A 26046-nucleotide genomic window follows, 5' to 3' on the forward strand; every position below is an offset into this window, starting at 1 on the left:
GCGCCCCGCCACCCCCTCGCGGGGGCGACAGACACCACTGACACACACCCTGTCAACCTATGCGCTAAATCTGATAGATTACTGGATCCAAACTCTGGATGACGGCCCCTCGGCCTGAGAGAGCCGGCGGCCTTCGCACACTGCATATCGCCTCTTTCTTTGGACGAAATCCGCGATATGCAAGACGATATGACGGCCTCAAATCGAAGAAGAACTCCGTCGGGCCGATTTGAGGCAGTAGAAAACACCTCGACGAGTTCGGGAGCGATACTGGAGTCCCAAAATTTGCTCGACGAGGGGGTGATGAAGGTGATTTCGGAGGTATCTAAATTTCACCGGGCCGCTGCTTCACCTGTTCTGTGTCTCTCGAGGCTCCCCTGCTCGGTACTTCGAATCGTGAAACACCCCGATTCCCTCGATTCCGGTTGTGTTAGCCGCTGAAAATTGCTCGACGGGGATTCTGAAAAGACTGGCTTTGGTCTGCAACACGATTCTCGAAAATCTGAGGAGAAGTCTATTATTTAGAATTGCTCAGCGGGGCCGGCAGACTGCTCGTCAACTTGTTCGTACATCTCGTCCGGGAACGGAAGACTGCCCCAGATCGAGTAGGGACATTGGTCCTGGCCGATGCAGTAGCGCTGCATATCGTCGTTATCGCAGTTCATCGGCAACGGGGTGTCTCCGCCGATCGTGTTCGAGAACTCGTAGCGGACTTGGTACTCAGTTTCCTGCTCGTCGTACCACGGCCACCTGGAGAAGACGTCCTTGAGGTCCGCAACGATTTCGTCGAGGCTGCTGTCTTGGTACTGCGGCAGCCACATCACCATCCGAGCGAAGTTGTAGAGATCCTTCCGAACCGGCTTCTTCTCGTGGAGTCGCTCCTCCATATTCGCCAGACAGGGGAGTTCGAAGAGGTCCTCGATTTCCCGCACCTCGATCTGTTCAGCGCCGGTTCCGGCCCGCCCGATTCGATAGGTGTTGACGCGCCCGTCGCGGTCGATGGTGACCGCCGAATGTGACTCGTGGTCGGCCAACGTCTTGGCGAGACTGCTCGGACTCGAGATCCAATCTGTCACGGATGATTCCCAGTCGTCCTCGGCCTCGTACGCCTCGACCGCTCGATAGAGCTCTTTCGCTGTAAGGAACTCCCCTTTCTGGGCGACGTCGTCGGGGGCGTCACTCAGGGCTCGCCGGAGGACGCGGATCGTCCGTTCGCCACGGTCCCAGTTCCGCCAGATGCGCTCGTGATGGCCGGTCTCGAGGAAGCGGTCGATCCGCTCCGTTATCGCGGACTCGTTCGTCGTCAGCCACGTCAGCTGGTCGTCGGAGAGCCCGTCTTCTTGCACCCGCAGGAGCTTCTTGAACGCCCGCTCAGCATAGTCCCGATACTTGCTGTCGAAATCACCGACCGGGACGTACAGCTTGTTGTCTTTCACTCGCGTCAGTATCTCCCCGCCATCGTCACTCCCCGTCGACCCCTGGTCCTCCCGAACGAGACATTTGCGTGACGCTGCGGCCATCGGGATTTCGAGGTAGAGACCCTCCCCGAACTCCGGCATCTCTGTGATGCCCGTACAGACTCGACCAGGGTGTGGGCCATCCTCGCCGGGCTCCTTGCTGTACAGCACGTCGGCGATGTCCTGCTGGAGCGATCCATCACCGTGGGCGCGGATGAGGGAGGCGAGATTGTTGACGTACAGCTGCCGGATGTCGTAGAGCACCTGGATGTTCCGGGGCAATGCGTGCTCGAACTTCGGGTGATCCTTTACACAGACCGCACTCAGCGTTGCAAGCACGGCGAGCGTCCCGGGCTCGTCGACGAACGGCTCCTCAGCGGCGTCAGCACGAACCTGCTCTTTGAACGCCGCCGTCCCGAACCGCTCGAGATCGTTCACGAGGTCCTCGGGCTGGTCCTCGCCCTCGAGGACGTATCGGTTGTAGCCACGCGTAAACAGCTGGTTGATGCGGGTCTCACCGTACTCCAGCGGGAGTGCCGCAACTCGATACGCTGCGTCCTCGTCGTCGGTGGGCGTACTGGGGCTCATTCGTCGATCACCTCCGGTGTCGCCGACCGAACGTCGAACGCCGGACTCTCGATAGGTTGGACGATGCTACAGACGTCGGCGTGCAGCGAGTAGGGCAGACGAGCGACACGCCGGCGGTCGGCCGTCACGACGGGGTCGATCGGGATGTCGTACGTCTCGAGGAGGAGGTCGTTCAACACCTCGCGACTCTGCTCGTCGTACCGGTGCGCCAGGTCGGTATCCAGCAGATAGACGTGGACCCCCTGCCCGCTGTAGACGACCATCGTCTCCTCGGCGTCGAAATCGTCCTCAAAGATGTCGCGCACCTCGAACCCGTACTCGATGGCGCGGTCGACGTCTTCGAAGGCGTACGGATACCCCTCGGGAGCGGCGTCGAGGATACCCGCAGCGTCGAGGAGCGCATCGTCGTCCCGACTGTCGACGTCCGCCGACACCATCTCGTCCGCTCGGTCTCGGGCGATCTCTTTCGCGTCGATGTCGACCAGGAGGACCCAGGGTCGTTCCCAGTGATCCAGCGCGTAGTAGACGGCGTCGGGCCGTGGGTCCGGTTGCTCCAGCACCTCTGGATCTGCAAGCGCGAACTCGCTCCGCCCCAGCGGGTCGTTGCGAGCTGGATGCCGAATGAACTCAACGACGTCCTCGAAGTCGTCGAACTCGGGCGTCGTTCGGTCCCCCGACGTATCTGTTTGCCACGTATCCCGCCGGATGAAGTCCTTGGCTGGCACCTCGTCTTTGCGTACCGGGTGGGACTCGCGGAAGGCGACGGCGTACTGTTTCGGGCCGGTCGCCGTGATGAATTCCGGCAGGTCGTCCAGATAGCGGGGGAACTCCTCGGCGTAGTAGGCGTAAATCTCCTCGCGGGTCGCCTGTCGCCAAGTCATTGGTTGAAGTCTTGATCGAGATTTTTGAAGCCCCGAACGGTGGTCAGCCCCGCAGCATCGAACTCGTCGACGGCGTCTCTGATGGTCGTAAACGACCGTGCCGCCCGCCCGCTGACCCGCTCGTCGATTCGGTCCGCGTCGGCAAGGCTATCCAGTACGTCGAGCGCCGTCTCGCGATTGTTGAAGGCCCAGATCGCGTCGGCGTCCACCGCGCTGAGTTTGTCGTAATCCTCGACCGGGGCGTGCCGGTTGTTACTCGCGAGCTCTGCTTCGCCGGCCCAGACGAGATCGCCGTCCTCGTCGAAGCCGGCCACGTCCAGGACGGTGCAGTCGTCGGTTTCGTAGTACGGGTCCACGCGAACGACGTTGTCCTGCTGGTGGAACCACAGTTCGAGGAGCCGGACGCCAACCTTGTGTGGCGTTTTCTCGCCGAGATCGCCCGCTCCTGGTCCCGCCTTCAATTCTCTCCCCAGGAGGTCTCGACCGTCGGGGAGGACGGTGTAGTACTTGCGCCCGGCAGCGGAGTCCGCTTCCAGGAGATCCTGCTCTGTGAGCCGCTCTATATGGAGGTCGTCGTATTCGTCCCGGAGCTGGCTCATCCTGTCCAGTAGCGTGTACTCGTCGTCCTCCCGGTTCATCACGTCGAGGACCCGATTCAGGAACCGGACGTCGTCACGGCTGAGCCCGCGTTGTCGGAGTTCGTCATCGGGGACAGGTACGCTGCTTTCCTGGACGGGCGTTGCCCCGTTCTCCGGCTGCCCTGCTTGGTCACCAGCTGGGTCCTCGTCCGTTTCGGTGGCCTGCCCGAACAGGGAGCTCATCTCTGACTCGTCTGCATCTGGGTCGCTGTCCGTCTCGGTCGGCGTGGTCGACGTCGACGCATCTTCGGTCGTCGATTTGCTGATGAACGCGGATTGCGTCGGGTCCGTTTTTGAGTCGCCGTCGGCAGCCGCACCCGTCGTCTCGGCCCCCGAACTCCCCCAGCCAGTCTCCTCCGGATCAGTGTCCGACTCAGTCGGCTCTGTTAGCCCGTGCTGGGCCTGTGTCCGCTCGACCATCCGTGGCCGGGACACGGACTCGAAATGGTCTTCTTGGGGCTCTGTGAGCGGCTGGTCGCTTTCTGGATGCCCCGGCGCAATCGGGAGGGGCTTCAACGAAAACGGCGGCGGACCAGTCTCCCCGAAGGACGGGCTCGGGAGCTGCGCAATCCACTCGCCGCTCGGAAGCGTGTTGATTCGGTTGCGGAGTTCGGTCGGGCTGAGGTCCTCGTGCGCGAGCGACTCTGCGAGATCACGCTCGATCGAGATGTTGCCGATGAGCTTCGTCTTGATATTGTTCAGCACCTCGTCGTAGGCTCGTTCGTTCCGATTTCGTACCTGTTCGGGGAACTGCATCACGAGCCCCATACTCAGCCCGAACGATCGGCCCTGCGGCAGGAGCTGCTCGGAGACGAGCTTTGTCGACGCGACCGGCGCCGCCTCCTCGATGATGAGGTTCGTGAGCTTCTCGTAGTCGGTCTGACCGTCGCGACGGCGCACCTGAACGGCGTCCCAGAGGTTGCTCAACAGCAGGAGTGTGATCGCTCGCTGTGCCTCCGGCCGAAGGTCGCCGAGGTCGAAGATGATGGTCGCGTCTTCATCGAGGAACTCGCGGAAGTCGAAGCGGTTGTCGACGTACTCGCCGGCGTCGTTCTGCTCGGGGACGTGGCTGAAGATCCGGCGGAGATGTGCGTCCTCTTTGAGCTTGTCGAGACGGTTCCCGACGGCGTCCATCGACACCTGGAACTGGTGGTTGTCCTTCGTGAAGTGGCGCGTCAGCGATTCCTCGATGTTTTGATTGTCCGCTGAGACCGGGGGAATCGTCTGATCGCGCTGCATCCGGAGCGCGGCGGCGAAGAGGTCGTCCAGCCCGAACACGTCGCTCCCATACTCCTCGTCGAACAGCGCCTTGATCAGGTAGCTGAGGATCTCGTTCGCGACGAACGCCTGCCCGTACTGCTCGCGGCCCATAATCATCCGGAGGATGTCGTGGAAATGGTCGACCTTGTCCTGAATCGCGTCCTCACGGTTGCGACCAGCCTCGAGCGCGGGCCGGATGTCGAAGAACGAGAACGCGGGAATCGTCTCCGGGACGCGGAAATGGTAGACGTCGTCCAAACCACCGAATCGTTCGTAGTGGCAGCGCAGGTAGTTCTCACACATCCCGTCGCCCTTCGGGTCGACGAGGACGACGGGGCCACCCGTCGTCTCGCGGAGCGAGAGCGCGTCGTTGATGATGGCCTTCGACTTCCCGCCACCAGTCGACGCGAATCGCCCGTAATGCGTCGGCAACAGGTCCGGCGGGATCCGAATGGGGTCCGGCCGTGGCTCACCGTTCTCGTCGAGTGCGTAGCCGATGGCCATCCCGTCTTGGAACTGCTGGATCAGATCCGGATTAGGCCACGGGAGCGGATTCCGACTCTGCTGTTCGGCCCTCGTTCCCCTCGTCCCTTCGACGGTCAACTGTTCGGAGGAGGGGACGAGGACGAAGTTCGCGAGCTCCGTCCCGCTGAGGACCAGCTCGGGACGGGTCTTCCCTCGTCCCGTCGTCAACTCGCGATTGAGGAGGTGCTGGAGAGCGGCCCGTGCCTTCTTCTCCTTCGTCTTCTCACGGAAGCCGCTGTCCCGGAGGCGTTGCCCCTCGACCTCGTAGAACGGACCATCAAGCGGGTCGAACACGGGGAGGAGCGAGTCCATCCGGCCATCGAGGTCGTCGCGGGTGTCGTCGGTGGGGACGCCGATGGCCCGGATGTTGACCGTGAACGACCGTTTGGCGTTCTTCGCGTCGATGTACTCGATCCGCTTCTCGACGGCCTCGCTGAGCTGCCGGTCGTCCTGGTCGCTCCGCTGGTCCTCGACCTCGAGCAACGACCCGACGACTTCCTGGAAGAACGTGTCGCGGCCGTCGACGAGGTCCTCTTTCCGCACCTCCGCGTCGGACTGCCAGCTGGCACGCCGTTGAAAGACGACCTGGAACGCGGTCGGCGCTGTCGCCTCCATCAGGTGGTCGATCAGCGACGCCAGCGCCGCGCCGGGTTCGTCGACGGACGAGAGGTCGCCGTCAGTTTCCTCTGCTGTGAACGGCGTCAGCGAGGTCATCCAGTCCTGCTTCCGCGACGCGGCGCCACACCACCGAACCCCGAGCGGCGAGACAGCGTCTTGTGCCGGGCGAGCCAGAATCGTTCCCGCCGGTGTCATCGTCGGCTTCTCGATGGCCCGTCGCTCTTCCTCGTCGTCTGGAAGTGCATCGGGCGGCGCTAGTTCCAGGGCTGAGTCCCCGACAGTCACGTGATGATCGGGGACGCTCGTGGATGCCGTACCGCCGTCGACAACGGGGTCTGCTTCGGCTGACTCGGAGTCCGCTGATTCCTCGTCGACGATGCCGTACTGTTCTGCCGGGCCAAACTCGTACTGCAGCCGCCCGGCCTCGTAGTGGTCGACGAATTCCTGCGGTGTGAACTCGACTGGCTGAATGAGCCGGGCAGCGACGTCGACGTCGACGCGCTCGATGTCGAACGTGGCTGGATAGATGGAACGGAGGCGCTTCTCGAGCGTATCGAGGTGCGCATCGGCCCCGTAGAAGAACTCTACCGGGTCGTCCGGGCCATCACTGATCGCGAGGAACTCGAATCGGGGTGGTGTCTCACTGTGGAGCGGGTTCAGCTTCGCCCCGAGGCCCGACGAGCCGGGCGTGGTCAGCTTGTGGAGACTGTCGAGGACGCGGGAGATACTCTCCGGGTCAAGTCGCTCGGATGTCGGCGTGACGCGCAAGTACTCAGCCATCGTTGGTCTCCTCCGTTGACCCGCCGTCTGGCTCAGCTTCGACGGCGTCTGATTCCTCGTTCAGTTCGCTCGTTTCGTTCGTTCCGTTCGTTGCTCGATGCTCGAGCTCTTCTTGGAACTCCTCCATCTCGGTATCGACGGCCTCATCGCCGGCGCCGGGCAGCGAGGATCGAACTTGGGAGGTCGGGTCAAAGTCGATGACCTGCTTCTCCTTGGGCATCGCTTTGACCTGGATGCCGTGCCACTCGCCGTCGACGCCTACCAACGCCTCGGAGAAGCCGGCGTCCTCGTTGCCGGGGACAGCGTCCTGAACGAACCGCATCTGCGCGTAGTTCAAGCCGAACTCGTCGGCCCATTCTTCGTCCATCCCGTCGAGGCGGTGGAACTGCTTAACCGCACATTGGTCCAGAATCGCCTCGGACTCGGCGTGCTCGAAGAACTCGTCGACGGTCTGCGTGACCAGTCGAATCGAGAGGTCGTGATGTCGGTGGTGGCGGAACACCGTCTCGAGGAACGCCAGGCTCGCGGCGTCCTGCATGATGTAGCGCGCCTCGTCGATGTAGAACACGACCTCCTTCTCCGAGACTTTCGCCCGCTCGTACACCAGCGAGATGAGTAGCTGCATCGTCAGCGCCGTGCTGCTGTCGACGCTGCCCTCCTGCTGGGCGAGGTCGAGGTAGATGACCTTCTCGTCGCGGATATCGAAGTCGGACTCCTGGCCGAGGTTGCCGTGCCGACCGTCGTCCTCGAAGGGGCGGAGCTGGTCGAGGAGCCACGTCGCGTCCTCTTTGATCTTCCCCGCCTCCTCGTCGGACCGGACGACGAACTCCTCGGGGTCGTTGACCATCTCCTCGAAGACGTCCATCATATCCTGAATCGTCGGACTCGGGTTGTCGTGCGTCGAGATGTCGTCGGTGATGCCGTTGCGCTTGTACGCTCGCTTGAGTCCGAGTTCGAGCGTCGTCCGGCGGTCACCCAGCGAGATGCCCCGCAGCGCGAAGAAGTTGGTGAGGAAGCTCATCGCGTCGTCGAGCTTCTCGTTGAACGGGCTCGCGTCCTCGCCCATCGCCCGCTGGACGTGCTCGGGCGTCTCCCGAATCTCCAAGGGGTTCAGGCCGAGCGTCCCGCCGACCGTGATGCGTTTGGCATCGAGCGCTTCGGCGACCCCCGCCCAGTTGTTCAACGGCTCGAGGATGATGCCGATACGGTCCTTGCTCTGCTCGATCGACCGGATGAAGTTCTGTTTCGAACTGAACGACTTCCCGGAGCCGGTGTCGCCGACGGTGAACATCGCGTACCCGTTGTCCCGCGCGAACGGGTCGATGACGACCGGGCTCTGGTTGTCTTTGTGAATCCCGAACTCGACGCCGCCCTCCTCGAGGATCGTCGCGTTGTGCGGCGAGGACAGCAGCGCGCCGACGGCGCCGCCGAGCGCAATCGACGTCCGCCCGAACTCGTTGTCGCCGATGGGCGCGGCGGACTGAAGGGCGAGGTCCTGCCGACAGATTGCCGTCTTCGGCGTGAGGTTCGCCGGGTCGTCGCGGAGCGCGCTCTTGACCTTCTGGACGGCGTCGCGGAGGTCCTCCTTCTCGTCGGCCCGGACCGTGATGAACATCCCCTGGTCGAAGACATTCGCGCCGTTCTCGACGGCCTTGTACGTCGCTGCGGCCTCGTTGGCGCGTTCCTGTAGGTAGGCACTCCGCACGCTCTGTTCAAGGTCAGCGTCCACCTGAAGGTCGTCAGCGATATCCTGCAGTTCGTTCCGCGCCCGCTCCTGGTTCTTCGGCGTGATGTGGGCCGTCAAATCGAACTGCACGTCCGTCATCTCGAAGAGCTCGGAGAGGTAGCCGTCGTTGGGGTAGTCCGGGTAGTCAGCGATGTACAGCGTCGTCGTCCACTGCTCGCCGACCCGTGCGGCTCGCGTTTCCCACTCGGCGGCAGCCGGCGCGGTCACCGTCTTGTGTGATTCGGCGATGTCGTCGAGGAGCTGGCGTTCGGCCTCGCCCTGTTCGAGTGTCTCCTCGTCGAGTACGTCGGAGAACTCGACTTCTTCCGTGTCGTCTTCGGTGTACCAGTCCCAGAGGAGTTTCCCACCGATACCGAGCAGGCCAACGATGAGGAGATAGAGCGCTGCGCCCTCCGTAGAGGTCGGACTGGAGAGCCACCTGACGAGCTGACTGCCCACGCCGCCTCCCGCTTGAAGGATCGCGCTACGCATCGAACGCATCCTCCCGGCGCGACTGGCCGATGATCGGCTGTTCGCGAACGACACGCTCTGCCTCGTCGTAGTCGTGTTCGCGACCGTTCCAGAAGTCCATATTCAGGACGAACAGTTCGACCGTGCTGAGCCGCCGTGCGGACCATCCGGACGCCTGCTGGATGAACTCGGATCGCACGTCGTTCACCCGACTGTCGAGCTTCTCGAACATCTGTGCGCGACGTTCGACGTCGGTGAGGTCCTCGCGACGGGTGACGAACGGGTTGAACAGGAAGCCGATGACGGGAAACTGCGTCAGCTTCTCGGCGGGCGTGCCCTCGTCGCGGAAGCGGTCGTAGACCTCCAACGGGCTGACCTGGACGCCGATGTAGTATCGCACCTGCTGGATGCCGCGCTCCCGCATCTCCTTCGGCCGGGTCTCCCGGTACTCCTCGAGGAGTTCCTTGAAGATCGGATTCTCCGTGACGTCCTCGTCGTTGAGGCGGTCCTCGATGTTCTCCGTGATCTGCTCCACCGGGAATGAGCGGGTTGTGGCGTGGAGTTTGAGCTTCGAATCCAGCTCTTTGTTGGCGAAGTCCTCGCCGGCGTCTTGGAGCTGTGCCCAGTCGTCGGACATCGCGAAGTCCATGTTGTCCGGGTCGATCTCGATGAACGCCTCCATCGTCCCGTCGGCCCGCTGAATGGCTCTTGCGCCCGGCCACGCTCGCTCGATGTTCGTGAGGTCCTGCGTACGTTCGTCCGGCTTGAAGGGCGTGTAGTTCGCCAGACCGCCCTCATTCCGCTCTGTCTCGTTGGTACTCCCATCAGCGTCTTCGGGAGCACTGAAGGTAATCTGCGGCCGTTTGACGTACCGATAGACGTCCTTGGTCCACGTCCACGCGTTCAGGTGATCGGGAGAGACGTAGACGATGGCAACGCCAAAGCCGAAGCCGCCGGCGACGAACGGAAGTGCGAGCGATTCGATCCCCGTGAGGCCGGCGATGAATAGGCCGACGATCGGAAAGGCGATCAGGACGCCGACGTCACCCTCCTCAATGTTGAGGTAGGGGATGCGACTCTCCTCGCCGAACTGGTCCATGATGCGCCGTGCGGCTGCGTCTTGATCTATCGACATTGTTAGTGGATACCTCTATCAAAGTCCATTCCGCGTTCCTCACCCGCTGTATCCGACGTAGTACCACCAGGGTCGTTCTCGGTCCGTCGGTATGAGGGCGTACTATCTCCACCCTCACCATGACCGCCTTGGGCCGCAGCTTTCTGTGCAACGGCATGGCCGGCTGCGGCTTTCGGCCCCCACCGAGCAGCGGTTGTCGCGACGCCGGCACCCCCAACATACGCACCGGCAGCTACGCCGCCGATGAGGGCTGCGCCCTTGGTGGCGCCGCCGATAACTTTCGCCGTCAGCGGGGTTGCGTATTTGAACGTCTTCCAAGTGATATAGAGCGCGATAAGCGGCAGTGACGCGGCAACCAGGTACTTCAGAAACGCACTATTTGGCGTGAGGGCCCCTTCCGAATACAGCAAATCGTATCCTTTGAACACGACTGCTGCTGGGAGGGGTAGAACCGCCAAAGGAACAAACCGCTTGGAGAATCCCATCGCGATGTCCGAAAGGACTGGGACATTACCATAGGCGAGAGCAAACGCTATCGGCATCCCGTAGACATACACGTAAAGCAATACCTCTCGAATATAGTAGAGGGCCTCAAGTGCCCACATCGAGAGGCCACCAACAATTGCGAACACGAATGCAAGCCCGGGATTGGTCAGAGATTCTTTGAGAAAATTCAGCATCGCATCACCCAGGGTTTCGAGACTCGGCATCAATGCGATGGTGAACCCGTCGACGATGTAGAGACCAAGAACACTGACCCAGTACCAGCTGATGATAAGAAACGCGCCAACCCACGCAGTCTTCTTTGTCCGTCTCGCTTCGTATACACTTCCGATATTGAATATCCGAACTGTGTGTCGCCCTTGAATACACATCACCAGAAGGAGTAATGAGATGAGCATAATCTCACCTCCGACCAACGCATCCCGAATTGCAGGCCAGGGTCCGTTTGTTGGCGCACCAAAGACAAATGCACCGTCGGTTTCGGGCGTTGGAGTCCCGAACATCTCCTCAGTGAGGGTTTCATAACCAGTGTTCAATCCCTCCATGAAGAGGGAGATCACCCAATCGACGACGTCTTTGAACCCCTCTAGGACGACATCAATCAGGTCCACCATAGTTAGTCCTCACTAATCGTAATCTCGCAATTATCGAATTCCTCTGACGCGGAGTAGTGGATACTGTAAGTATTGGAAACTCGGTTTGTCCCCACTCGTGTTTCTATAATGACTTCGAAGCTCCCGGTTTGTTCTTCGCTCTCACACGAAGTCCCCTCACCTCGAACGAACGCAAACGGTGAACGGTAACTGTACAGTGTGAGCTGCTCTCCCGGTTCTATGACTACCTCGTCAACCTCTGTATCTTCTTCTGGATCGTATATGCCACTGACATCATCGTTTTCATCATAGTTCGTCCCTTCCTCATCCGAGGGATATGGAACATCTCCAATAAAGAGGAGCTGCGTGATCGCATCCGGGCCATTCCCTTGGTTTTCAACAGATACGAAGGCCTCTTTTGAGATTTTATCACTCGAGCTATTCCACATCTTTTCAGGCTGATTCTTCCCGATCCCCATCTCCACGATGCTAAGATTCGGCTGAACGGACAGAGCGGACTCTTGCACAGTTTCTTCGCCCTCTAGTGCGAGAACGCGATACTCGCCTGGAGCGTATGACGTTCCAATCTCAAACGAAACCTGCTGTGCTCCTGTCGCTACGTCACGTTGACCGAACAATTCTCCATTCGGCTGGATGAGATTGACTTGGCTGACATCGGTGTCTTCCGAGAGTTCCACCACGACCGTTGTCCCATCAACAGCAACGCGCTGAAGTGGACCTTGGTCATTTTGAGATGGAGACCCATTACTGGGTGTTCCGGAGCTCTCATTTGTATTCATACACCCAGCAAGGGTTGTGAGTGCGGCGCCGGCGACTGTTCGGAGGGCGGTTCGCCTACTGATGGGTGGGGTATCTCGTGTCATGAATTGCGTTGGAAGATGTCTGCTGGACCGAGCATCCGCAGGAGGCGCTTGCCAGCGTAGAACATCACGAAGAACGGCAGGAGCTGCCAGCCGACCTCGAACACCAGCGCAAACCAGCCGTCGATCGTTCCTAGAGGGTGCCAGCGGGCCGTCGCGGTATCACTCACGTACGCCGGGTCGTGACCGAGCCACGAGCCAGAGTGGTACCGAGCCGTGTAGATGCCCGGTTCGTCGATGGTCACGATCGCCACCCCCGAGGCGTTGGTCTCGACGCGCTGATCTGCGACCGTGATGTACCCGTTCCGGGTGGTGCCGCCGATTGGATACTGACGGCTATCGTCAAGCGCAATCGGCGCACCAGTTTGATTGTCCCGCAGTTCGACCCTGAGCGTCGCTTGCGACTGATTCTGCTGGATAACCTTAACAGTAAGATTGCTGCGGTGGAGTTGTCGCTCGGAGCCGGCATCCGACTCGACGATTGACGCATTCACGCCCCGGACGATTCCCGCAACATGGAGCGCCTCTCGATCGACGTTCTCAGCTCGAACGGCGACGCCGTACGTCGTCGTGTACGATTGGTTGACGATGTCGATATTGATGTTCTCACCGATGGTGCCGACCGGAGACGGGCGGTCAGTCCCCCAGGTCTCGATGAGTTCCGGCCCGTCTCGAACCGGCTCGGCACGCGGCCCGATCCGCGAGGGATAGGCGTGGACGTACACCGGAATCGCGTCCGACTCGACGGTGGCGCTATCCGTGCGATTCGACCGGACGAGCGTGTCCCAGTTGGTGTTCCGAGCGGTGTAGAACCGCCAGATGCCACGGACCCGTGCCTCACCGTCCTCCGTGAGCGTGTACCCCTGCCACGGCCGCGACTGGAAGATGGCCACGCCGGCTTCGCCGTTCGGATACTCGGCGTAGTAGGGGTACGCCGAGAGGTCGTAGATCTCGACGGCGATCGAATCGGAGACGTTGTGTGATTCCGTCCGATAGGTGACGTCGACGTCCGTCCGGTCACCCAGGTCGGTCCTGACGGTTTTCTTCAGCCGGACGCTAATCTCCGCTTCCAGCGTGAGATTCGCACTCCAGTCGTCCTCGATCTGGTAGTCGAGGACAGGCGTATGGGCTCCGTCACGCTCGGCGATGGTCTCGCCGTCCTTCTTCAACCGGACTTCTTCGATCTCGTGCTCCGTGAGCGACCATGAGATAGTTGTGTTGCCGGAGGAACTCCCGTTGGGGACGCGAACGCGGTAATCAACGAACCCGCGCATCGTCCCATTCGGTGCGATATAGAGTGGGGTTTCACCGGACTCGAGGTGTCCACGAGTGGAGGGCTGGACCGCGAAGATCGTTGCGTGAGCATCTTCGATGAAGACGCCGTCCTCAAGGTCCGCGTGCGGCGGATGTACGGACGTATCTGGGCCGCCGGCGTCGAGGTCCTCAAAGTCGTTCCGCGTCCACGTCGCCGCAGTCGCCGGCGGTCGTTTGAACGTAACGTCCGTCCCGTTGGCGACCTGATGGACGGCGGAGCGGTTCTCGCCGTAGCGCTGGCGGTACTCTTCTTGGCTGATGTAGTTGTCCGCATCACGTGACCACAGCGTTGCCGACTCGTTTTCCGTGAGCCCATTCCCCTCCGTACCTGGTCGTGGCGGGTCAGCGGCGACGATACCCGTGACTAGGCTCGTCGCGAGCAAGCCGGCCATGAGCACGGAGAGCTCTCGGTGGTTCATAGGGCTCGCAACGGTGCTGTGGAGTGCTTACCAGGGGACGAGGTCGACGCACTGCGCCAGCGGGAGGCCCATCATTGACCCGGCGACGGTGTAGAGCGGGCCGAGGACGACGAGGACGACCGCGGACTTCATCGCCGAACGCTTGTGGCGCTTGAGCCCCTTCTTCTGCTCGGGATTGAGGGTGAACATCTCGATAAGGGAGTCAGCCTGCCAAACGATTGCGAGGCCGACGATCCCCAGCGCGGTGGTCAGCTGGAAGAACCCCTCAATCATACTCGGGAGGTTGTCTGCGCTACAGACCGCGTTACTCTGGGCTGCAACCGGTTGAACGGCAAACAGGCTCAGGAGGACGATGGTGAGCGCTGCCTGCCGAGGGATTTTCCCAGTCAGCGGTGACTCGGTGTCAGTGCTACGCTCAGGGTCGGAGGGAGTCTGGTCCTGTGACATAGCGGGTCAATCATCGGTGGCGTCTCCAGCCGTTGGCTGGTTCTGCTGCTCTTCGACGAGCGACTGGAGGTCGTCGAATCGGTTGGTGTCCTCTGCGATCTCTTCGAGGGTGTAGCCCTGCTCGCGGGCCCGTTCGAGGAGGTCGCGGAGCTCATCGGGGTCAACACCGCGGACTTCCATTTCCTCGCGGAGGGCGCGGCGATAGAGGGCGGAGGCGTTGATGTGGTCGTTCCACATCAGGTACAGGTCATCGATGTCCTCGATGGTGACTGACCTCGTAATCATACATGCGGGTATGGGTATGCACCGGCTGAGTCCCGGTACATATTGGCACGGTAGCTGGATGAGGAATAAATGCTTTCTGGCTGCCAAGTGGTGCAAATTTATCCGATAAATTATAACCAAATCACTTGTTGACCTAGTAGAAAAAGTCTTAACCAACATCCACTGAGAAAGTTGGGCATCTGTTGGTTAAGAATGAGAATCAGCTCGCTTACTCGAGCTCTACAACCTCGCCGTTTCCGTCGTCGAGGAGCCCCTTCTCGCCTACGCCCGCGGAGAACTGACTCACGATGAACATGAACAACGTCGAGAGACGCACGAATGAGACACCTGAATTCAGACCACGGACGGCCATAACTGGAGAAATAGGTATTCGGCATGCTTAGCAGTATAAAAAAGCAGTCCACCGACTTTTCGAAGAGAATCTCGCTCGTGAACTTGATTAAGAAGCACAGATGAGTAGTAATACGCACGCAGATGGGCCACGTCTACTACCACCACCCCGGCGACAAGCAGTTCTCCCTTGACTTCGTCCATCCAGCTCCTGCCAAAATCGTCTCGAAGATCGTCGACTACGGCGACGACGTCGCTGTGAAGGTCCAGAAATACGATATCGACGAACCGTTCTACGTCATCTACACATCCCGCGTCGGCGGTGGGCCTGTTCAAGAGATTGATTTTAACCTGAACGAGTCGCTCTCAGAGATGAGTGCCGACAACAGTACCATCATCGTTCGTCTTCTCGAGATTTACCGCGCACTTATCGCTCAGAACGAAGAAGAAGAGGGAACTCCCGTTGAGGCGTACAAGAATATCGACGTCGATGCACTGCCGGACGTTCTCGACCGGACGTCGTGGGAAGGATCAGCAACAGACGTAGCGGGCCGACTCGCCTCGAACCTGATCCTCAAGCACGCGCTTCCAAATGCCAACCATCGAACCGCTGTTGCGCTGATTCAGTTCTACCTCCGGCGACTGAATCCGGATTTCGCTATGCCGGAAACCTCTGTAGAGACCGATCCAGAATCCTACGACTGGCGAGAGTGGGTGAACGAGTACATCAACGAATCGAAGCGACTGTTGACCGTTCGACGGAAGAACGTCCTCTTCAAGCACCTGTATAGCTTCGGTGCGCGGACGCTTGAGCGAAAACACGCAGTCGAGATCGATCTGACTGAATACGAGTTGGATATGTACCCAAGTGAGGCGAAAATCGCCTACGCGGAGAAGCACGAAGATCTCTGGGTAACGTTTGTTGAGGAGGCTGTCGAACGTGCCGGCTATCCGGAGCTAAAAGAGACGTCTGGCCTCTCGAAAGCAGAATTCGCCGAAAAAATCCGAGACCTCAACTAAGCGGTTCTACTAGTCTTGAAGCGTGGCGACTGTTCGGCCCGTTTCCTCGGCCTCTTCGCTGCGCGACATATTGTACGTCGCGAGCGCTTCGTCAACCGCTTGGTCAAGGCTCATTGGTTAACCTAATCTAGGTTCTCCTCCCGTATAAACGCTTGCGTCAATCGATCTGTTCGAGTGCTTCAGTTGCGACATCACCCAATTCACCGGCTTCAATATGCGAATACCGTTCACGAACCATCTCCTCCGAGTTATCGAGATAGCGAGCCGCAACAGTGTACCCGAACGCGCGGACTAGCACCTCGCCCATTCCACGTCGACCACCGTGGGGCGCGAGATAGTCGTGTTTCGGATGGTCGATGTCGATCTCTGCAGCCTCTGAGAGCCGTTGGAGAATCGACCGTGCGCCGTCCGTCGTGATCGATGGAGGCCGAATGTCCTCATCGAGCGCCAGCAGCAGGTCGCGAGCGTACTCCGCACGGCGTTCAGTGATTGCTTCTGGGCGTTCCCCTCGATCGGCGAGGTCATCCTGGACGAGCTCTGCGAGCGTCCGTTGGTCGAACGTCGGAAACACCGGCCACTGCTCCGTCGGCGGGTCCATCAGCTGGCGATAGCTTCGCAGCGGAGAAATCACTGGATCGGGGAGACTCGCGGCGTCCCACTGCTGTTTCTTCCGGTAGACGTCCATACTCCCGTCGTCGAGGGAGAGATCCTCCCAGCGGACGCCGCGCCGGCGCGGGTCGTTTGGATCTCGGAGGAGTTCGCCAACGCGGACAGCGGTGTACGCGAGGACGAACACCAGAGCCCGGTCACGAGTCGCCTTCAGCGCTACGTAGCGCGCTCGCTGCTTGTCGAGGGGGTCAGTATCCTCTGGGAGTGTCGTGTACGCCTCGACAGCGTCGCGGGCCCGTTCGTCGACGTGGCGGGTGAGAGCGTGGCGCTGTTCAGACGTCCAGGCCTGCTGGTCGCCGGGCTTGCGGCCGTCGTCCTCCGGTAACGGCGCCATCGCACTCGCCCGCTGCGCGTAATGCGCCTCGAGATACCCTTCGTTGACACACCACCCACACCAGGCAGAGATATAGCGGTAATAGGTTTGTACCGTGTTCTGCTTGAGTCCCCGATCTCCACCGAGATGTCGGGCGTACTCCCGGAACACGCGTTCGTCGAGATCGTCGAAGGTCGGTTTGCGGTCGACGTCGTCGGAGACGATCCCGGTCCAGTCGTCGGCGCCGCGGTCGCCGGCGGTCCACTCGGCGAACCGTTCAAGCTCGCGTGCAGCGTTACGTCGATAGTTCCCACCGTCGCCGCCGCGGCCTTTCCCCTTGTCCTGGAGGTAGCGCTCGAAGGAACTCGCGAGTGACTGATTAGTGCGTTCTCGAGGTGTCATCGTTCCTCGTTCGCGTACTGGTAAGTCGGACGGACGTCCTCGAAGAGCGTTTCGACGATTTCCCAGAGGATCAGGGAAGGAGTCTCGTATTCAAATGTGATCCCCCAGCGGTCCTCCGTATTGGCGGCAGAGTACTGGAAATGCGCCCGTCCGAGATCGGGATGGTCCTCGTCCTGGTGCCAGCCGGCGTGAAAGCCCGTGTTCGGATCGGTGTAGTTGATACGGAACCAGTCGTGAGGGTCCTGTCGATACCACTTGACGGTCAGTTCCGGCGAATCAGGGCCCGTTGGGGGATTAAGGCGGGCTGGATCAAAAACCGCCCGCAGCTGCTTGGCCTCGATATCGTCAGGAACGTACTCGACGGCCGTGATCTGGGGGACACGGTCGAGGACGTCCCGCTTCAATTGGGCGTAGAGGTTCGCGTTCGGGTCACCACCTGGATGCGGGACCGACATCCGTTAGCTGCTGGCCTCGGCAGGCTCTGTCGTCGGAGCCAGGAAGTCCCACTCGCGAATGGCGAAGCCAACGATCTGGATACGACGCTGAAGGTGCTCCCACTCGCGGGCAATCTCACGGCGACGGTCTTCCTCGTCACCGTCAAGGGACTCGTCAGCGAGCGTTCCGCGAAGCTGATTCGGTGACTCGACGCCGAATTCGCCCTCCCAGTCGCGAATCTGCGTCTTCATATCGGCGAGACGGTCCGTAAGCTCCTCGACAGTGTGCCCACTGTCTCGAAGCCGCATCGCCTCCTGCATCGCTTGGCGGCGATAATCTGGGTAATACGTGGTGTGAGTCCCGCTTTCGTCACGGTGGAGGATGCCATCGTCGACGAGCCGATCGAGGACGCGTTTGGTCGGCTCGTGTGACCAGCCCGCTTCCGAGGCGATCCAGTTGGCCGTCTGAGGCTCCGAAAGCTGCCGGGCGGTCATCCTCACGCGGTCTTCGCCCGTGGTCTGGCGTTCCATTAGGCCCTCGGAGTTCGGTTCGTCTTCGGACATACAACACCGTTCGCGCTTTGTCTTAATATAGGTTGAGGTCATTAGTTCTATATTGAGTGCGTTTCTTCGCCATCGCCTCGACCCCGGCTGAGGAGAGTCATAGCAAACTCGGAGCCCGGTCTTGTCGGCTCTACCCCGGGGAAGCGCCGTCGTGAGGCGGTTGCAGCATTCGTGCTTCACCGACGGCGGCGTGGTACTTCAAAGTGGTCGTGATTACCGGCGTAATCAGGACCACTTGTAGTATTTGGCTCATCGGGAGAATTCGGAGGTCTAGAGTCTCTTAACGCCGTAAATCCGTAATACAGTAGAATGTATATCGTATATCGCTATACAAAATTTTACGCCTCGCGCAGATCACAGTTTCGGAGGATAGGTCAGTTCTGGGTTGAATCGCCGTCGGTTTGTGATACTTCCCACTTATCAAGCGTCGACTTTGGACCTTAGCGGGCATGTCCATCAAGCGAGCTGGGAACTTACGCGGATTCTGGCGCTGCTGAACGGTGTCACCACTCCCGAGCGGCGAGCCCGGTGGGGAATCGGTCGCTCAGTCGGGTGGTATCAACGCCGAGGCGATTATCTCGACACACTCACCCGCGGTCAGCACGGGTGCGTAGTTCATCTCGCCGTTGACACCCGCTTTCAGCAGGGAGTCCGTGAGTCGCCAGATGTTGTAGAGAAGTACGGCGAACACGAAGTAGAACAAGCGAACGCGGTAGTCCTTCGAGGAGGTCTTCGCCAAGAAGTCGTTCTTGATGCTCTTGTACTCGTTCTCGATCTGCCAGCGACGGCTGTAGCGCCGACAGAACGTCTCGGCTTCATCGGGGCCGACTCGGAGATTCGTCGCGAACACGGTTGTCCCCTCGCCGCTCGTCGACGGCACGTACAGAAACCGCATCGGATGTGAGCCAGCCTCGACGTGAACGGAGGCCGACTCCACAGCTACCTCTTGGTCATCCTCGTCCATCTGCTCTATCACATCGCGTTCGGAGCTGGTGATCCGTTTCGGGATGAGGTAGTTCACATTTAGGTTCGAGAGCGTCTGCAACACGCGCATAGAATCGAACTCGCGGTCGCAAAGCACCGTCTCGATGGGGACGTGCTCTTTCGCGCGCTGAACGAGTCTGCGTACGACGCGATGAATCTGGTTCGGCGGGTTCTCATCCCACGCTGAACTCTCACACACTGGCTCGACTGCCAGAACAAGGGGGATATTCCGCCCAATGATCGAGAGGGTCGCAAATTTGAACGCTCGACCCTCCCCATCTTTCGTCCCGCTCACCATCGGCATCTCCTCAACATCCCCATAGTAGGGAACAGTCGTGATATCGATGGCGGCAGTAACAGGCCGACGGAACGACGCTTCAGAGGCGATAACTGAGAGCAAACGATCCGTCAACTCATTAAATCCATCCACAAGTTCTTGAGGTTCGAATTGCTTGACAGCGCGGAGGTGGGTATCTCCATGGGGTCCGTACTCCGCGCCTCGTCGATACTGGAAGCGAGCGGCCCCCTGGGCGGTGCCACAGCTGACCATTCCCATGTAGGTCTGCAACTCAAAGAACCGCGTGTCCTCGTAGGAGGCGTTCGCGGCCCGGTCTGACTCGAAGTGGTCAAAAGCGTGATCACGGGCAAGCCGCGTCGTCTGGACGATCTCGTCCTGCGAGAACGATTCATCCTCCGCGGAGTCCGCGTCTTCTTGAGTATCGTCGACGATCTCTGCCTTGGGGCGCACTTCGGGTGCAGAGATGTCGAAATCGTGGACCTCTTTGACGACGAAGTGGGCGGCGGTCTGCACGTATTCGTGGACAGCGTCGTCGAATCGGTTCCGCCACGCCCGCGAGAATGCCGATTCATCGGGGACACGACTGAATCCGAGGAGAGTGGCGACTTCCGGTTGTCGCGTTAGTCGTCGCGTGAATGCGGCGTACGACACCCCTGTAATCTCCATGAAAATGAACGCGAGAACCATCGCGCGAAAGGAGAGCGGGGCAGGATGCCACGCTGGATACCCGTCTTCGATGGCATCAATCGAGTGGTCGATATTCTCAAACGCGGTGGCAAGGTCGGTATCATGGAGATCGTTTCGGATAGCTATCCCGAGTTGATACGCTTCGCACAGATAGCGCATTCGAGGACTCTCTCTTCTGTTTGTCCCGTCAGAACTCTCCATGTGAGCGCTTCAAAACAGGATGTAAAGCAAATTTTGAAGGACTTATCGAGACCAGCCCCGACGTTCTGCAGGTGCCAGTCGGTACAGGCACCTGCTGATGCTGGACTACACCCTCCCTAAGCTCGGGATCGCAGATAGCGCTATGAGAGCGGTGATTTCACGAGTAAGTTCGCTTCGGAACGAGGTCAAGCGTTCAGAACCTTCTCTCGTGGGCACTCAACAGTGAACACCAGAACGTAGGCCAGCTGATACAGGAAATTGAAGAGCTGTTCGCCTAACGTGCGAAGTCAAATAACTAGACAGTGCCTCTGATATGGTAGCTCCGTTAGACGAAGATATCGTTATTAGCCTGGAAATCGTATCTTGTTATACATGAAAACAGCAACCCGGCAAATTGTCACCGAGGAACTGTGGCGGAGCGCCGTCTGGATAGCGATTGGCCTGTTTGGCTGGTCGATGATTATTGCATCTACTGATCTCATTCAGGCAAGTGCGCTAACCGCACTCGGACTTCCAATACTGACGTGGGCGGTATTGACGGCGGTGATGGTTGGTATCCGAGTCACTACTGGGTTAGAATTGAAGGCGAAGACTGAAAACAGCCAGCTGCTTTGGCTCATTACTGGAAGTGTCCTTGGGGGGTTCTTTATCCTCTATGACGTACTAGTTAATGGGCGAGATCCAGTAATATTCCTCTGGTTCGGGGGTGCTGTCGCAGTTGGTGTCGGAATTTGGCGATTAGGTCTGCGCAATAAATCCGCATCAAACACCAACTGAGATTTTTTCAACACAAGGTTATTGTCCCGCTCGAACAATATAACCCCGCCAGATCAGGGTACCGAGTACAGCCCCAACTATATATGCCACACTTATACCCCATGATTGGTTTTCTACCAAAATCATCCAAAAGACGAGGAATCCCCCCACAACTAAGCCTACAAACCAGACCAAATACTTTCCACTTGCTGTTTCAACTTTTAATTCCATTCCTGTAGTAACTCGAAGAGTAATCATAAAAATCGTAAGTGTCGCCCATGTCAGAAGCGGTAGCCCAAGAGCAGTGTATGCAGTTGCCTCTAGCTGATCAGTTGATGAAAGAATCATTGACCAGCCGAACAACCCAACTGCAATCCAGACGACGCTCCGCCACAGTTCTTCGTTGATAATACGTCTAGTATTGTATTCCATATTTGAATGGTTGTATGAATGCTAAAAATCGAACTGACGGAATTACGTTATCTGCTCAATACCGCACGAGAGCGCACAGGAACCACCTACTACACCGACACAGGCCAAGCACGCAACGCACGTGAGCTTGCTCGGGTCTGGGAGGCAGAGACTACAGCCAACCGTCCAGCAGAATCCCCAGAACGAGGTGCTTCGGAGGGCGACACAGTTCACCCAGCAATCCCAAGCGCTCGCTTGTATGGTGATGACGTCGCCGCTGCTCTTGTCGAGTTCAGCTGTGACTAGTCTGTCCGGACCGGAATCGTTACTCTCTCGATCAACGACAGGGATATGCAGGTACATCTTCGCCTGCCCTTCGAAAGCGCTCACCGCGGCTTTGTCTTCACGGAAATCGAACCTGCCAGAGTTGTTCTGCACGTACTGCTGGTAATCCTCGTTGTTCCGAACCGACTTGAGAGCAGACTGCTCATGTTTCTCATCAGGTTCTCGATTTACCGACTCTACATTACCCTGCTTACCAGCGCGAGCACGGACTACCTCACCCGATTCGAGAATGACTCCTGCGGATGCCTTTGCGGAGTCGGTGTCCGTTGCAAACCCGAGAGCAGTCTCCCCACCCCGAACCGGAATCAGGATTTGTGTGAACGTGTTCTGCTTGTCCCCTGATTCCGCGACAACCCTGAATGCATTCGCGGCATCCTTGTCCAATCGATTACGTCCACCAGGGATCTTCGAAAGGACGGTTTCCATTACCTCCGTTTCTAATGCTGCTTCCACTTTCTTCGCCGTTTTTTCCTCCGATAACTTTTCGCGAGCCGAGTTGTCTGGAGTCCTAGCTTCGACAGAACGGATTGCTGAGACGCCGAATGCACTAATCCCCGCAGAAGCACCGACACTCTTGAGCACACCACGCCGTGTGGTTGAGGGACCGTTTGACTGTCGGTACTTGTTGAGCGCTTCCCACGTTTCAGCACAGCCGCCACCATCGTCTGACTCTTCGCTCAACTCGTCTTGGTACTGATCGACTTCGAGGTCTCGTTGGTTATCATCTGGCATGTGGATACACCACACTGGGCACACACTCAGCTATTGTATTCATCTCACCGACTGATGAATCCATCATGCGACGGGGGGTACCCCCATTGGTTGCGACCCCACCCCAGTTTATACCCCCTCCCCCCACGAGTTGACCCCCACCCCCACGGCGTGAGTTTTTCCGTCGTGGGGGAACCAACAGTTATCCTGTTAAATAGATACGAGAAATTAAGGCCATCCTGTGTGTAACAGCTTGACATGCCCCGCCCACCCGATGATTGCCTTGACGCCGTCCTCACCGAGCGTCACCCATTCCTCCGCGCACTCATCGAACAACCTCGCTCGAAGTGTGACCTCGAAGACGAAATAGACGGGTCGCGCTCCACACTCGACCGCGCGCTTCGTGACCTCGCCGACGCCGAACTCGCCACGTACGAAGACGGAGTGTGGAAGCCCACGCCCCTCGGACGATGCAGTTACCGGACACGAAACGCGTATCTCGAACGCTTGGAGAATCTTGCTGAGGTGGCACCACTATTCAACGAACTCTCTTCCGGGAGTCCAGTCGACTGCGCATTCGTTATCGGAGCAGATGTCCACGAGACCGATCCATCGATGCCAGATGCAATCATGCAAACACTGCTCGACAGTGTCGAAGGTGGACAAGTCGTTTCCGTTGTGACGCCTGTCGTCGTCACCGGCTTCGCTGAAGACTTCTACGAGCGCGTGAGTCGTGGTAAGAACTACTCGCTCGAACTGCTCATCCCACCAGACGTGTTCGAGCGCACCCGTGCCGCGTTTCCAACACTCACGGACGAACTGCTGGATGACGAGAACGTGAGCCTGCACACTGCATCGATCCCATTCAGTTTCGGGCTCTGGATCGTCGATTCAGCCGAGGCAGGCATTATCATCTTCACCGACCAAGGCGTGCGTGGCATCCTCGTGAACGACACCACAGAAGCGCTCGACTGGGCGACAGAGCAGTATGAACGCGTGAAACAGGACGCTGACCCGGTCTTCCTCCGAGGCCACGTCTAAATAGGCGAGAGATCAGCTGCCAATCCTCGATTCAGACCACGATCTTCTGAATAAAAGGCACGCATGAAATCCATCCTCCGAGGTTGTGCGCAGAGTGCAGTTTCGGAGGATAGGCCAGTTCCAAGTCGAATCTCCGCCGGTTCGTGGTCTATTTCCCAACGAATCGCTCGATTCCTGTTCATTCAGAACGAGATAATCGGACGAGCATGGGAAATTGCGCGGATTTTTGTGCTCCTACAGAGCGTCGCCACTCCCAAGCGGTGACCCCGGTGGAGAATCGGTCACTCAGTCGGGCGGAATCAATGCCGAAACGACGATCTCGACACACTCACCCGCAGTCAGGACCGGCGCATAGTCCATTTCGCCATCGACGCCCGCTTTCAGCAGGAAATCCGTGAGTCGCCAGATATTGTAGAGGAGTACGGCGAACACGAAGTAGAACAGCCGGACGCGGTAGTCTTTTGAGGAGGTCTTCGCGAGGAAATCGCCCTTGATAGACTTGTACTCGTTTTCGATCTGCCAGCGGCGGCTGTAGCGGCGACAGAACGACTCGGCCTCATCGGGGCCGACTCGGAGATTCGTGGCGAAGACAGTCGTCCCCTCACCACTCGTCGACGGCACGTACAGAAACTGCATCGAGTGACTTCCCGATTCGACGTGAACGGACGCTGATTCGACCGCTACGTTTTGTCCATCGGCATCCATTGTTTCGATGACCTCCCGCTCAGTGCTATTGATCCGTGTGGGAACGAGGTAGTTCACGCCGAGATTCGAGAGTGTCTGGTAGACTCGCTTAGAATCGAACTCCCGGTCACAAAGCACCGTCTCTACGGGGACGTGTTCTTTCGCTCGTTGAACGAGCCGCCGAACTACACGGTGAACCTGATTCGGCGGATTCCTATCCCACGCTGAGCTCTCCCGAATCGGCTCCACAGCGAGCACGAGCGGGATGTTCTCGCCGACAATCGAGAGCGTCGCGAACTTGAAAACCCGTTCTTCTTCACCTTTTGTACCGCTGACCATCGGCATCGCCTCGACCTCGCCGTAGTAAGGAACTGTCGTGACGTCGATCGCGGCCGTCACGGGTCGTCGGAACGAGGCTTCCTCCCCGATTACCGAGAGTAGTCGGTCGCTGGCCCGGTCGAACCCCTCGATCAGCGCTTCCGGCTCAAATTGCTTGACCGCCCGCAAGTGCGTGTCCCCGTGTGGACCATATTCTTCGCCACGCCTGTACTGGAAGCGAGCAGCTCCCTGCGCAGTGCCACAACCAACCATCCCCATGAACGTCTGTAGCTCGAAGAACTGCGTATCCTCGTAGGAGGCGTTCTGCGCTCGATCAGAATCGAATCCGTCAAATCCGTGGTCCCGTGCGAGGCGTGTCGTCCGGTGAACCTGCTCGTCCGAAAACTCAGTGCCTGTAGAGTGGGTTTGCTCATCGTCGTCGGCCGACTCTGGGTTCGAGTCAGTGACCTCCTCTTTCGGACGCACCACGGGGACAGGAGGTCCGTAGTCGTGGACCTCTTTGACGACGAAGTGAGCGGCGACGGTCACGTATTCGCGGACCCCATCGTCGAAGCGCTTGCGCCAAGTGCGCGAGAGAACCGACTCGTCAGGAACGTGGTCTAGCCCGAACGGTTCGGCGAGCTCCTGATGCGTTTCGAGAGTCCGATAGCTGTCGCCGGTAATCTCCCGATACATAAACAGCCGGAGCATCCCCTGGAACGAATCGGATGCCGGGTGCCAGTCCGGGTAGCCGTCTTGGAGATGTTTTGTGTAGAGCGTGACGCCGCTCACCGCAGCTCGGAGACACGCTCGATCTCGCAGTGTTTCGCTGAGCTCGATTCCGGTTTTATAGGCGTGGGTCAGCCGGCGGGCACGGTCCGACAGCGGGTCCAAGATCTCTGACATCGTTTTTCAGTTGTATAGATGTTACAAAAATATGCGAATATGTTATTTATGTAGTCTAGTCTGGCTCAAATAGTCGGCCCAGTTGTCTCAGGTTGAGTATATTACCATATCATACACGGATACAGCTATTCATCCAAATCAATATCGGACCCGGTGTCCGGGTGTCCTACCAGTAATAAATAAAAACCGGCAGCAAGGAATACGAGCATACCGATTTCAATAACCGTTCTCGCTGTCCCACTCGGATTTCCTAACAAGACAAATAATTGTGGAGCGTACGTTTGAAATAATAACCCAACCAGCAACAGGACACTACCAATCCGTGTAGGTTGACTCATCCGGGACCAACGGTATGCCCAAGCAACACCGGCACCGAGTAATAAAATCGTTCCGAGTACCGTCCGGAGGGTAAGTTCGAGCGGGGCCATTATATCTGAATTTGCGAGGAGA

The 26046-nt window shown here is 58.9% G+C and carries 21 protein-coding genes; 3 read left to right on the plus strand and 18 right to left on the minus strand.

Translation table 11 applies throughout. The features are described 5' to 3' along the window. Positions 1-521: 521 nt before the first annotated feature. From CPZ01_RS14220 to CPZ01_RS14265, 10 genes are read right to left on the minus strand one after another with little or no spacing between them, the layout of a single operon-like run. A complete protein-coding gene (locus CPZ01_RS14220; protein ID WP_096396398.1) occupies positions 522-2045 on the minus strand; it encodes a primase-associated protein in 1524 nt (507 codons plus the stop codon). Continuing rightward, positions 2042-2926: a bifunctional DNA primase/polymerase gene (locus CPZ01_RS14225; protein WP_096396399.1), complete on the minus strand. Its 885-nt coding sequence runs from the start codon at positions 2924-2926 to the stop codon at positions 2042-2044. The genes CPZ01_RS14220 and CPZ01_RS14225 overlap by 4 nt, the downstream gene beginning before the upstream one ends. After that, complete coding sequence (locus CPZ01_RS14230) at positions 2923-6747, minus strand: ATP-binding protein (protein WP_096396400.1); 3825 nt, start codon at positions 6745-6747, stop codon at positions 2923-2925. Before CPZ01_RS14230 ends, CPZ01_RS14225 begins: the two co-directional genes overlap by 4 nt. Beyond that, the gene (locus tag CPZ01_RS14235) at positions 6740-8965 is read right to left on the minus strand and encodes a VirB4 family type IV secretion system protein (protein WP_096396401.1); all 2226 of its coding nucleotides are present in this window, start codon (positions 8963-8965) and stop codon (positions 6740-6742) included. The genes CPZ01_RS14230 and CPZ01_RS14235 overlap by 8 nt, the downstream gene beginning before the upstream one ends. After that, on the minus strand, positions 8958-10079 hold the full coding sequence (locus CPZ01_RS14240; protein WP_074878665.1) for a hypothetical protein: 1122 nt from the start codon (positions 10077-10079) through the stop codon (positions 8958-8960). Before CPZ01_RS14240 ends, CPZ01_RS14235 begins: the two co-directional genes overlap by 8 nt. Before the next feature lie 2 nt (positions 10080-10081). Further along, on the minus strand, positions 10082-11197 hold the full coding sequence (locus CPZ01_RS14245; protein WP_074878667.1) for a hypothetical protein: 1116 nt from the start codon (positions 11195-11197) through the stop codon (positions 10082-10084). Positions 11198-11199: 2 nt separating this feature from the next. Then, on the minus strand, positions 11200-12060 hold the full coding sequence (locus tag CPZ01_RS14250) for a hypothetical protein (RefSeq protein WP_172863988.1): 861 nt from the start codon (positions 12058-12060) through the stop codon (positions 11200-11202). Further along, complete coding sequence (locus CPZ01_RS14255; protein WP_172863989.1) at positions 12057-13790, minus strand: hypothetical protein; 1734 nt, start codon at positions 13788-13790, stop codon at positions 12057-12059. Before CPZ01_RS14255 ends, CPZ01_RS14250 begins: the two co-directional genes overlap by 4 nt. A gap of 27 nt (positions 13791-13817) precedes the next feature. Then, the gene (locus tag CPZ01_RS14260; protein ID WP_074878673.1) at positions 13818-14237 is read right to left on the minus strand and encodes a hypothetical protein; all 420 of its coding nucleotides are present in this window, start codon (positions 14235-14237) and stop codon (positions 13818-13820) included. A gap of 6 nt (positions 14238-14243) precedes the next feature. Further along, complete coding sequence (locus CPZ01_RS14265; protein WP_008364407.1) at positions 14244-14522, minus strand: hypothetical protein; 279 nt, start codon at positions 14520-14522, stop codon at positions 14244-14246. Positions 14523-14996: 474 nt separating this feature from the next. Between CPZ01_RS14265 and CPZ01_RS14270 the strand changes: the two genes are divergently transcribed. After that, positions 14997-15872 (plus strand): hypothetical protein, encoded by an 876-nt coding sequence (locus CPZ01_RS14270; RefSeq protein WP_079235334.1) that lies wholly within the window; start codon positions 14997-14999, stop codon positions 15870-15872. Between the two features lie 157 nt (positions 15873-16029). Here CPZ01_RS14270 and CPZ01_RS14275 read toward each other — a convergent pair whose 3' ends face one another. The 4 genes from CPZ01_RS14275 to CPZ01_RS14290 all read right to left on the minus strand — a co-directional run bounded on the left by CPZ01_RS14275 (position 16030) and on the right by CPZ01_RS14290 (position 20382). Further along, the gene (locus tag CPZ01_RS14275) at positions 16030-17256 is read right to left on the minus strand and encodes a phage integrase SAM-like domain-containing protein (RefSeq protein ID WP_096396402.1); all 1227 of its coding nucleotides are present in this window, start codon (positions 17254-17256) and stop codon (positions 16030-16032) included. Continuing rightward, positions 17253-17711 carry a hypothetical protein gene (locus CPZ01_RS14280; RefSeq protein ID WP_058984796.1) on the minus strand — a complete coding sequence of 153 codons (459 nt, stop codon included), beginning with the start codon at positions 17709-17711 and terminating at the stop codon, positions 17253-17255. Before CPZ01_RS14280 ends, CPZ01_RS14275 begins: the two co-directional genes overlap by 4 nt. A gap of 3 nt (positions 17712-17714) precedes the next feature. Further along, a complete protein-coding gene (locus tag CPZ01_RS14285) occupies positions 17715-18296 on the minus strand; it encodes a DUF7342 family protein (RefSeq protein ID WP_096396403.1) in 582 nt (193 codons plus the stop codon). Between the two features lie 502 nt (positions 18297-18798). Next, the gene (locus tag CPZ01_RS14290) at positions 18799-20382 is read right to left on the minus strand and encodes a transposase (RefSeq protein WP_096396404.1); all 1584 of its coding nucleotides are present in this window, start codon (positions 20380-20382) and stop codon (positions 18799-18801) included. Between the two features lie 414 nt (positions 20383-20796). Between CPZ01_RS14290 and CPZ01_RS15235 the strand changes: the two genes are divergently transcribed. Then, positions 20797-21201, plus strand: coding sequence for a hypothetical protein (locus tag CPZ01_RS15235; RefSeq protein ID WP_157746040.1), 405 nt, complete (start codon positions 20797-20799; stop codon positions 21199-21201). A gap of 18 nt (positions 21202-21219) precedes the next feature. Here the strand turns inward: CPZ01_RS15235 and CPZ01_RS15240 are convergent, their stop codons facing one another. Together CPZ01_RS15240 and CPZ01_RS15245 are read right to left on the minus strand one after the other, a co-directional pair. Then, the gene (locus CPZ01_RS15240) at positions 21220-21612 is read right to left on the minus strand and encodes a hypothetical protein (RefSeq protein WP_157746042.1); all 393 of its coding nucleotides are present in this window, start codon (positions 21610-21612) and stop codon (positions 21220-21222) included. Between the two features lie 42 nt (positions 21613-21654). Further along, entirely contained in the window at positions 21655-22668 is a 1014-nt protein-coding gene (locus CPZ01_RS15245) for a hypothetical protein (RefSeq protein WP_157746044.1), read from the minus strand. A 237-nt stretch (positions 22669-22905) separates the two neighbouring features. Between CPZ01_RS15245 and CPZ01_RS14295 the strand changes: the two genes are divergently transcribed. After that, positions 22906-23688, plus strand: coding sequence for a helix-turn-helix transcriptional regulator (locus CPZ01_RS14295; protein WP_096396405.1), 783 nt, complete (start codon positions 22906-22908; stop codon positions 23686-23688). A 285-nt stretch (positions 23689-23973) separates the two neighbouring features. Here CPZ01_RS14295 and CPZ01_RS14300 read toward each other — a convergent pair whose 3' ends face one another. Continuing rightward, entirely contained in the window at positions 23974-25596 is a 1623-nt protein-coding gene (locus CPZ01_RS14300; RefSeq protein ID WP_096396406.1) for a transposase, read from the minus strand. Positions 25597-25721: 125 nt separating this feature from the next. Then, a complete protein-coding gene (locus CPZ01_RS15250; protein WP_137711804.1) occupies positions 25722-26024 on the minus strand; it encodes a hypothetical protein in 303 nt (100 codons plus the stop codon). Positions 26025-26046: the final 22 nt, after the last annotated feature.

Source organism: Halorubrum trapanicum (assembly GCF_002355655.1).
In the GTDB taxonomy this organism is placed as follows: Archaea; Halobacteriota; Halobacteria; order Halobacteriales; family Haloferacaceae; genus Halorubrum; species Halorubrum trapanicum_A.

Excerpts from the sequence above, each read along its gene's own strand:
- CPZ01_RS14295 (WP_096396405.1), top strand. The coding sequence starts at position 22,906 with ATGCCCCGCCCACCCGATGATTGCCTTGACGCCGTCCTCACCGAGCGT.
- CPZ01_RS14245 (WP_074878667.1), bottom strand. The coding sequence starts at position 11,197 with ATGGTGGACCTGATTGATGTCGTCCTAGAGGGGTTCAAAGACGTCGTC.
- CPZ01_RS14260 (WP_074878673.1), bottom strand. The coding sequence starts at position 14,237 with ATGTCACAGGACCAGACTCCCTCCGACCCTGAGCGTAGCACTGACACC.
- CPZ01_RS14250 (WP_172863988.1), bottom strand. The coding sequence starts at position 12,060 with ATGACACGAGATACCCCACCCATCAGTAGGCGAACCGCCCTCCGAACA.
- CPZ01_RS15250 (WP_137711804.1), bottom strand. The coding sequence starts at position 26,024 with ATGGCCCCGCTCGAACTTACCCTCCGGACGGTACTCGGAACGATTTTA.
- CPZ01_RS14300 (WP_096396406.1), bottom strand. The coding sequence starts at position 25,596 with ATGTCAGAGATCTTGGACCCGCTGTCGGACCGTGCCCGCCGGCTGACC.
- CPZ01_RS15240 (WP_157746042.1), bottom strand. The coding sequence starts at position 21,612 with ATGGAATACAATACTAGACGTATTATCAACGAAGAACTGTGGCGGAGC.
- CPZ01_RS14275 (WP_096396402.1), bottom strand. The coding sequence starts at position 17,256 with ATGACACCTCGAGAACGCACTAATCAGTCACTCGCGAGTTCCTTCGAG.
- CPZ01_RS14220 (WP_096396398.1), bottom strand. The coding sequence starts at position 2,045 with ATGAGCCCCAGTACGCCCACCGACGACGAGGACGCAGCGTATCGAGTT.
- CPZ01_RS14265 (WP_008364407.1), bottom strand. The coding sequence starts at position 14,522 with ATGATTACGAGGTCAGTCACCATCGAGGACATCGATGACCTGTACCTG.
- CPZ01_RS14240 (WP_074878665.1), bottom strand. The coding sequence starts at position 10,079 with ATGTCGATAGATCAAGACGCAGCCGCACGGCGCATCATGGACCAGTTC.
- CPZ01_RS15245 (WP_157746044.1), bottom strand. The coding sequence starts at position 22,668 with ATGCCAGATGATAACCAACGAGACCTCGAAGTCGATCAGTACCAAGAC.
- CPZ01_RS15235 (WP_157746040.1), top strand. The coding sequence starts at position 20,797 with ATGAAAACAGCAACCCGGCAAATTGTCACCGAGGAACTGTGGCGGAGC.
- CPZ01_RS14270 (WP_079235334.1), top strand. The coding sequence starts at position 14,997 with ATGGGCCACGTCTACTACCACCACCCCGGCGACAAGCAGTTCTCCCTT.
- CPZ01_RS14225 (WP_096396399.1), bottom strand. The coding sequence starts at position 2,926 with ATGACTTGGCGACAGGCGACCCGCGAGGAGATTTACGCCTACTACGCC.
- CPZ01_RS14255 (WP_172863989.1), bottom strand. The coding sequence starts at position 13,790 with ATGAACCACCGAGAGCTCTCCGTGCTCATGGCCGGCTTGCTCGCGACG.
- CPZ01_RS14230 (WP_096396400.1), bottom strand. The coding sequence starts at position 6,747 with ATGGCTGAGTACTTGCGCGTCACGCCGACATCCGAGCGACTTGACCCG.
- CPZ01_RS14235 (WP_096396401.1), bottom strand. The coding sequence starts at position 8,965 with ATGCGTAGCGCGATCCTTCAAGCGGGAGGCGGCGTGGGCAGTCAGCTC.
- CPZ01_RS14290 (WP_096396404.1), bottom strand. The coding sequence starts at position 20,382 with ATGCGCTATCTGTGCGAAGCGTATCAACTCGGGATAGCTATCCGAAAC.
- CPZ01_RS14280 (WP_058984796.1), bottom strand. The coding sequence starts at position 17,711 with ATGTCGGTCCCGCATCCAGGTGGTGACCCGAACGCGAACCTCTACGCC.
- CPZ01_RS14285 (WP_096396403.1), bottom strand. The coding sequence starts at position 18,296 with ATGACCTCAACCTATATTAAGACAAAGCGCGAACGGTGTTGTATGTCC.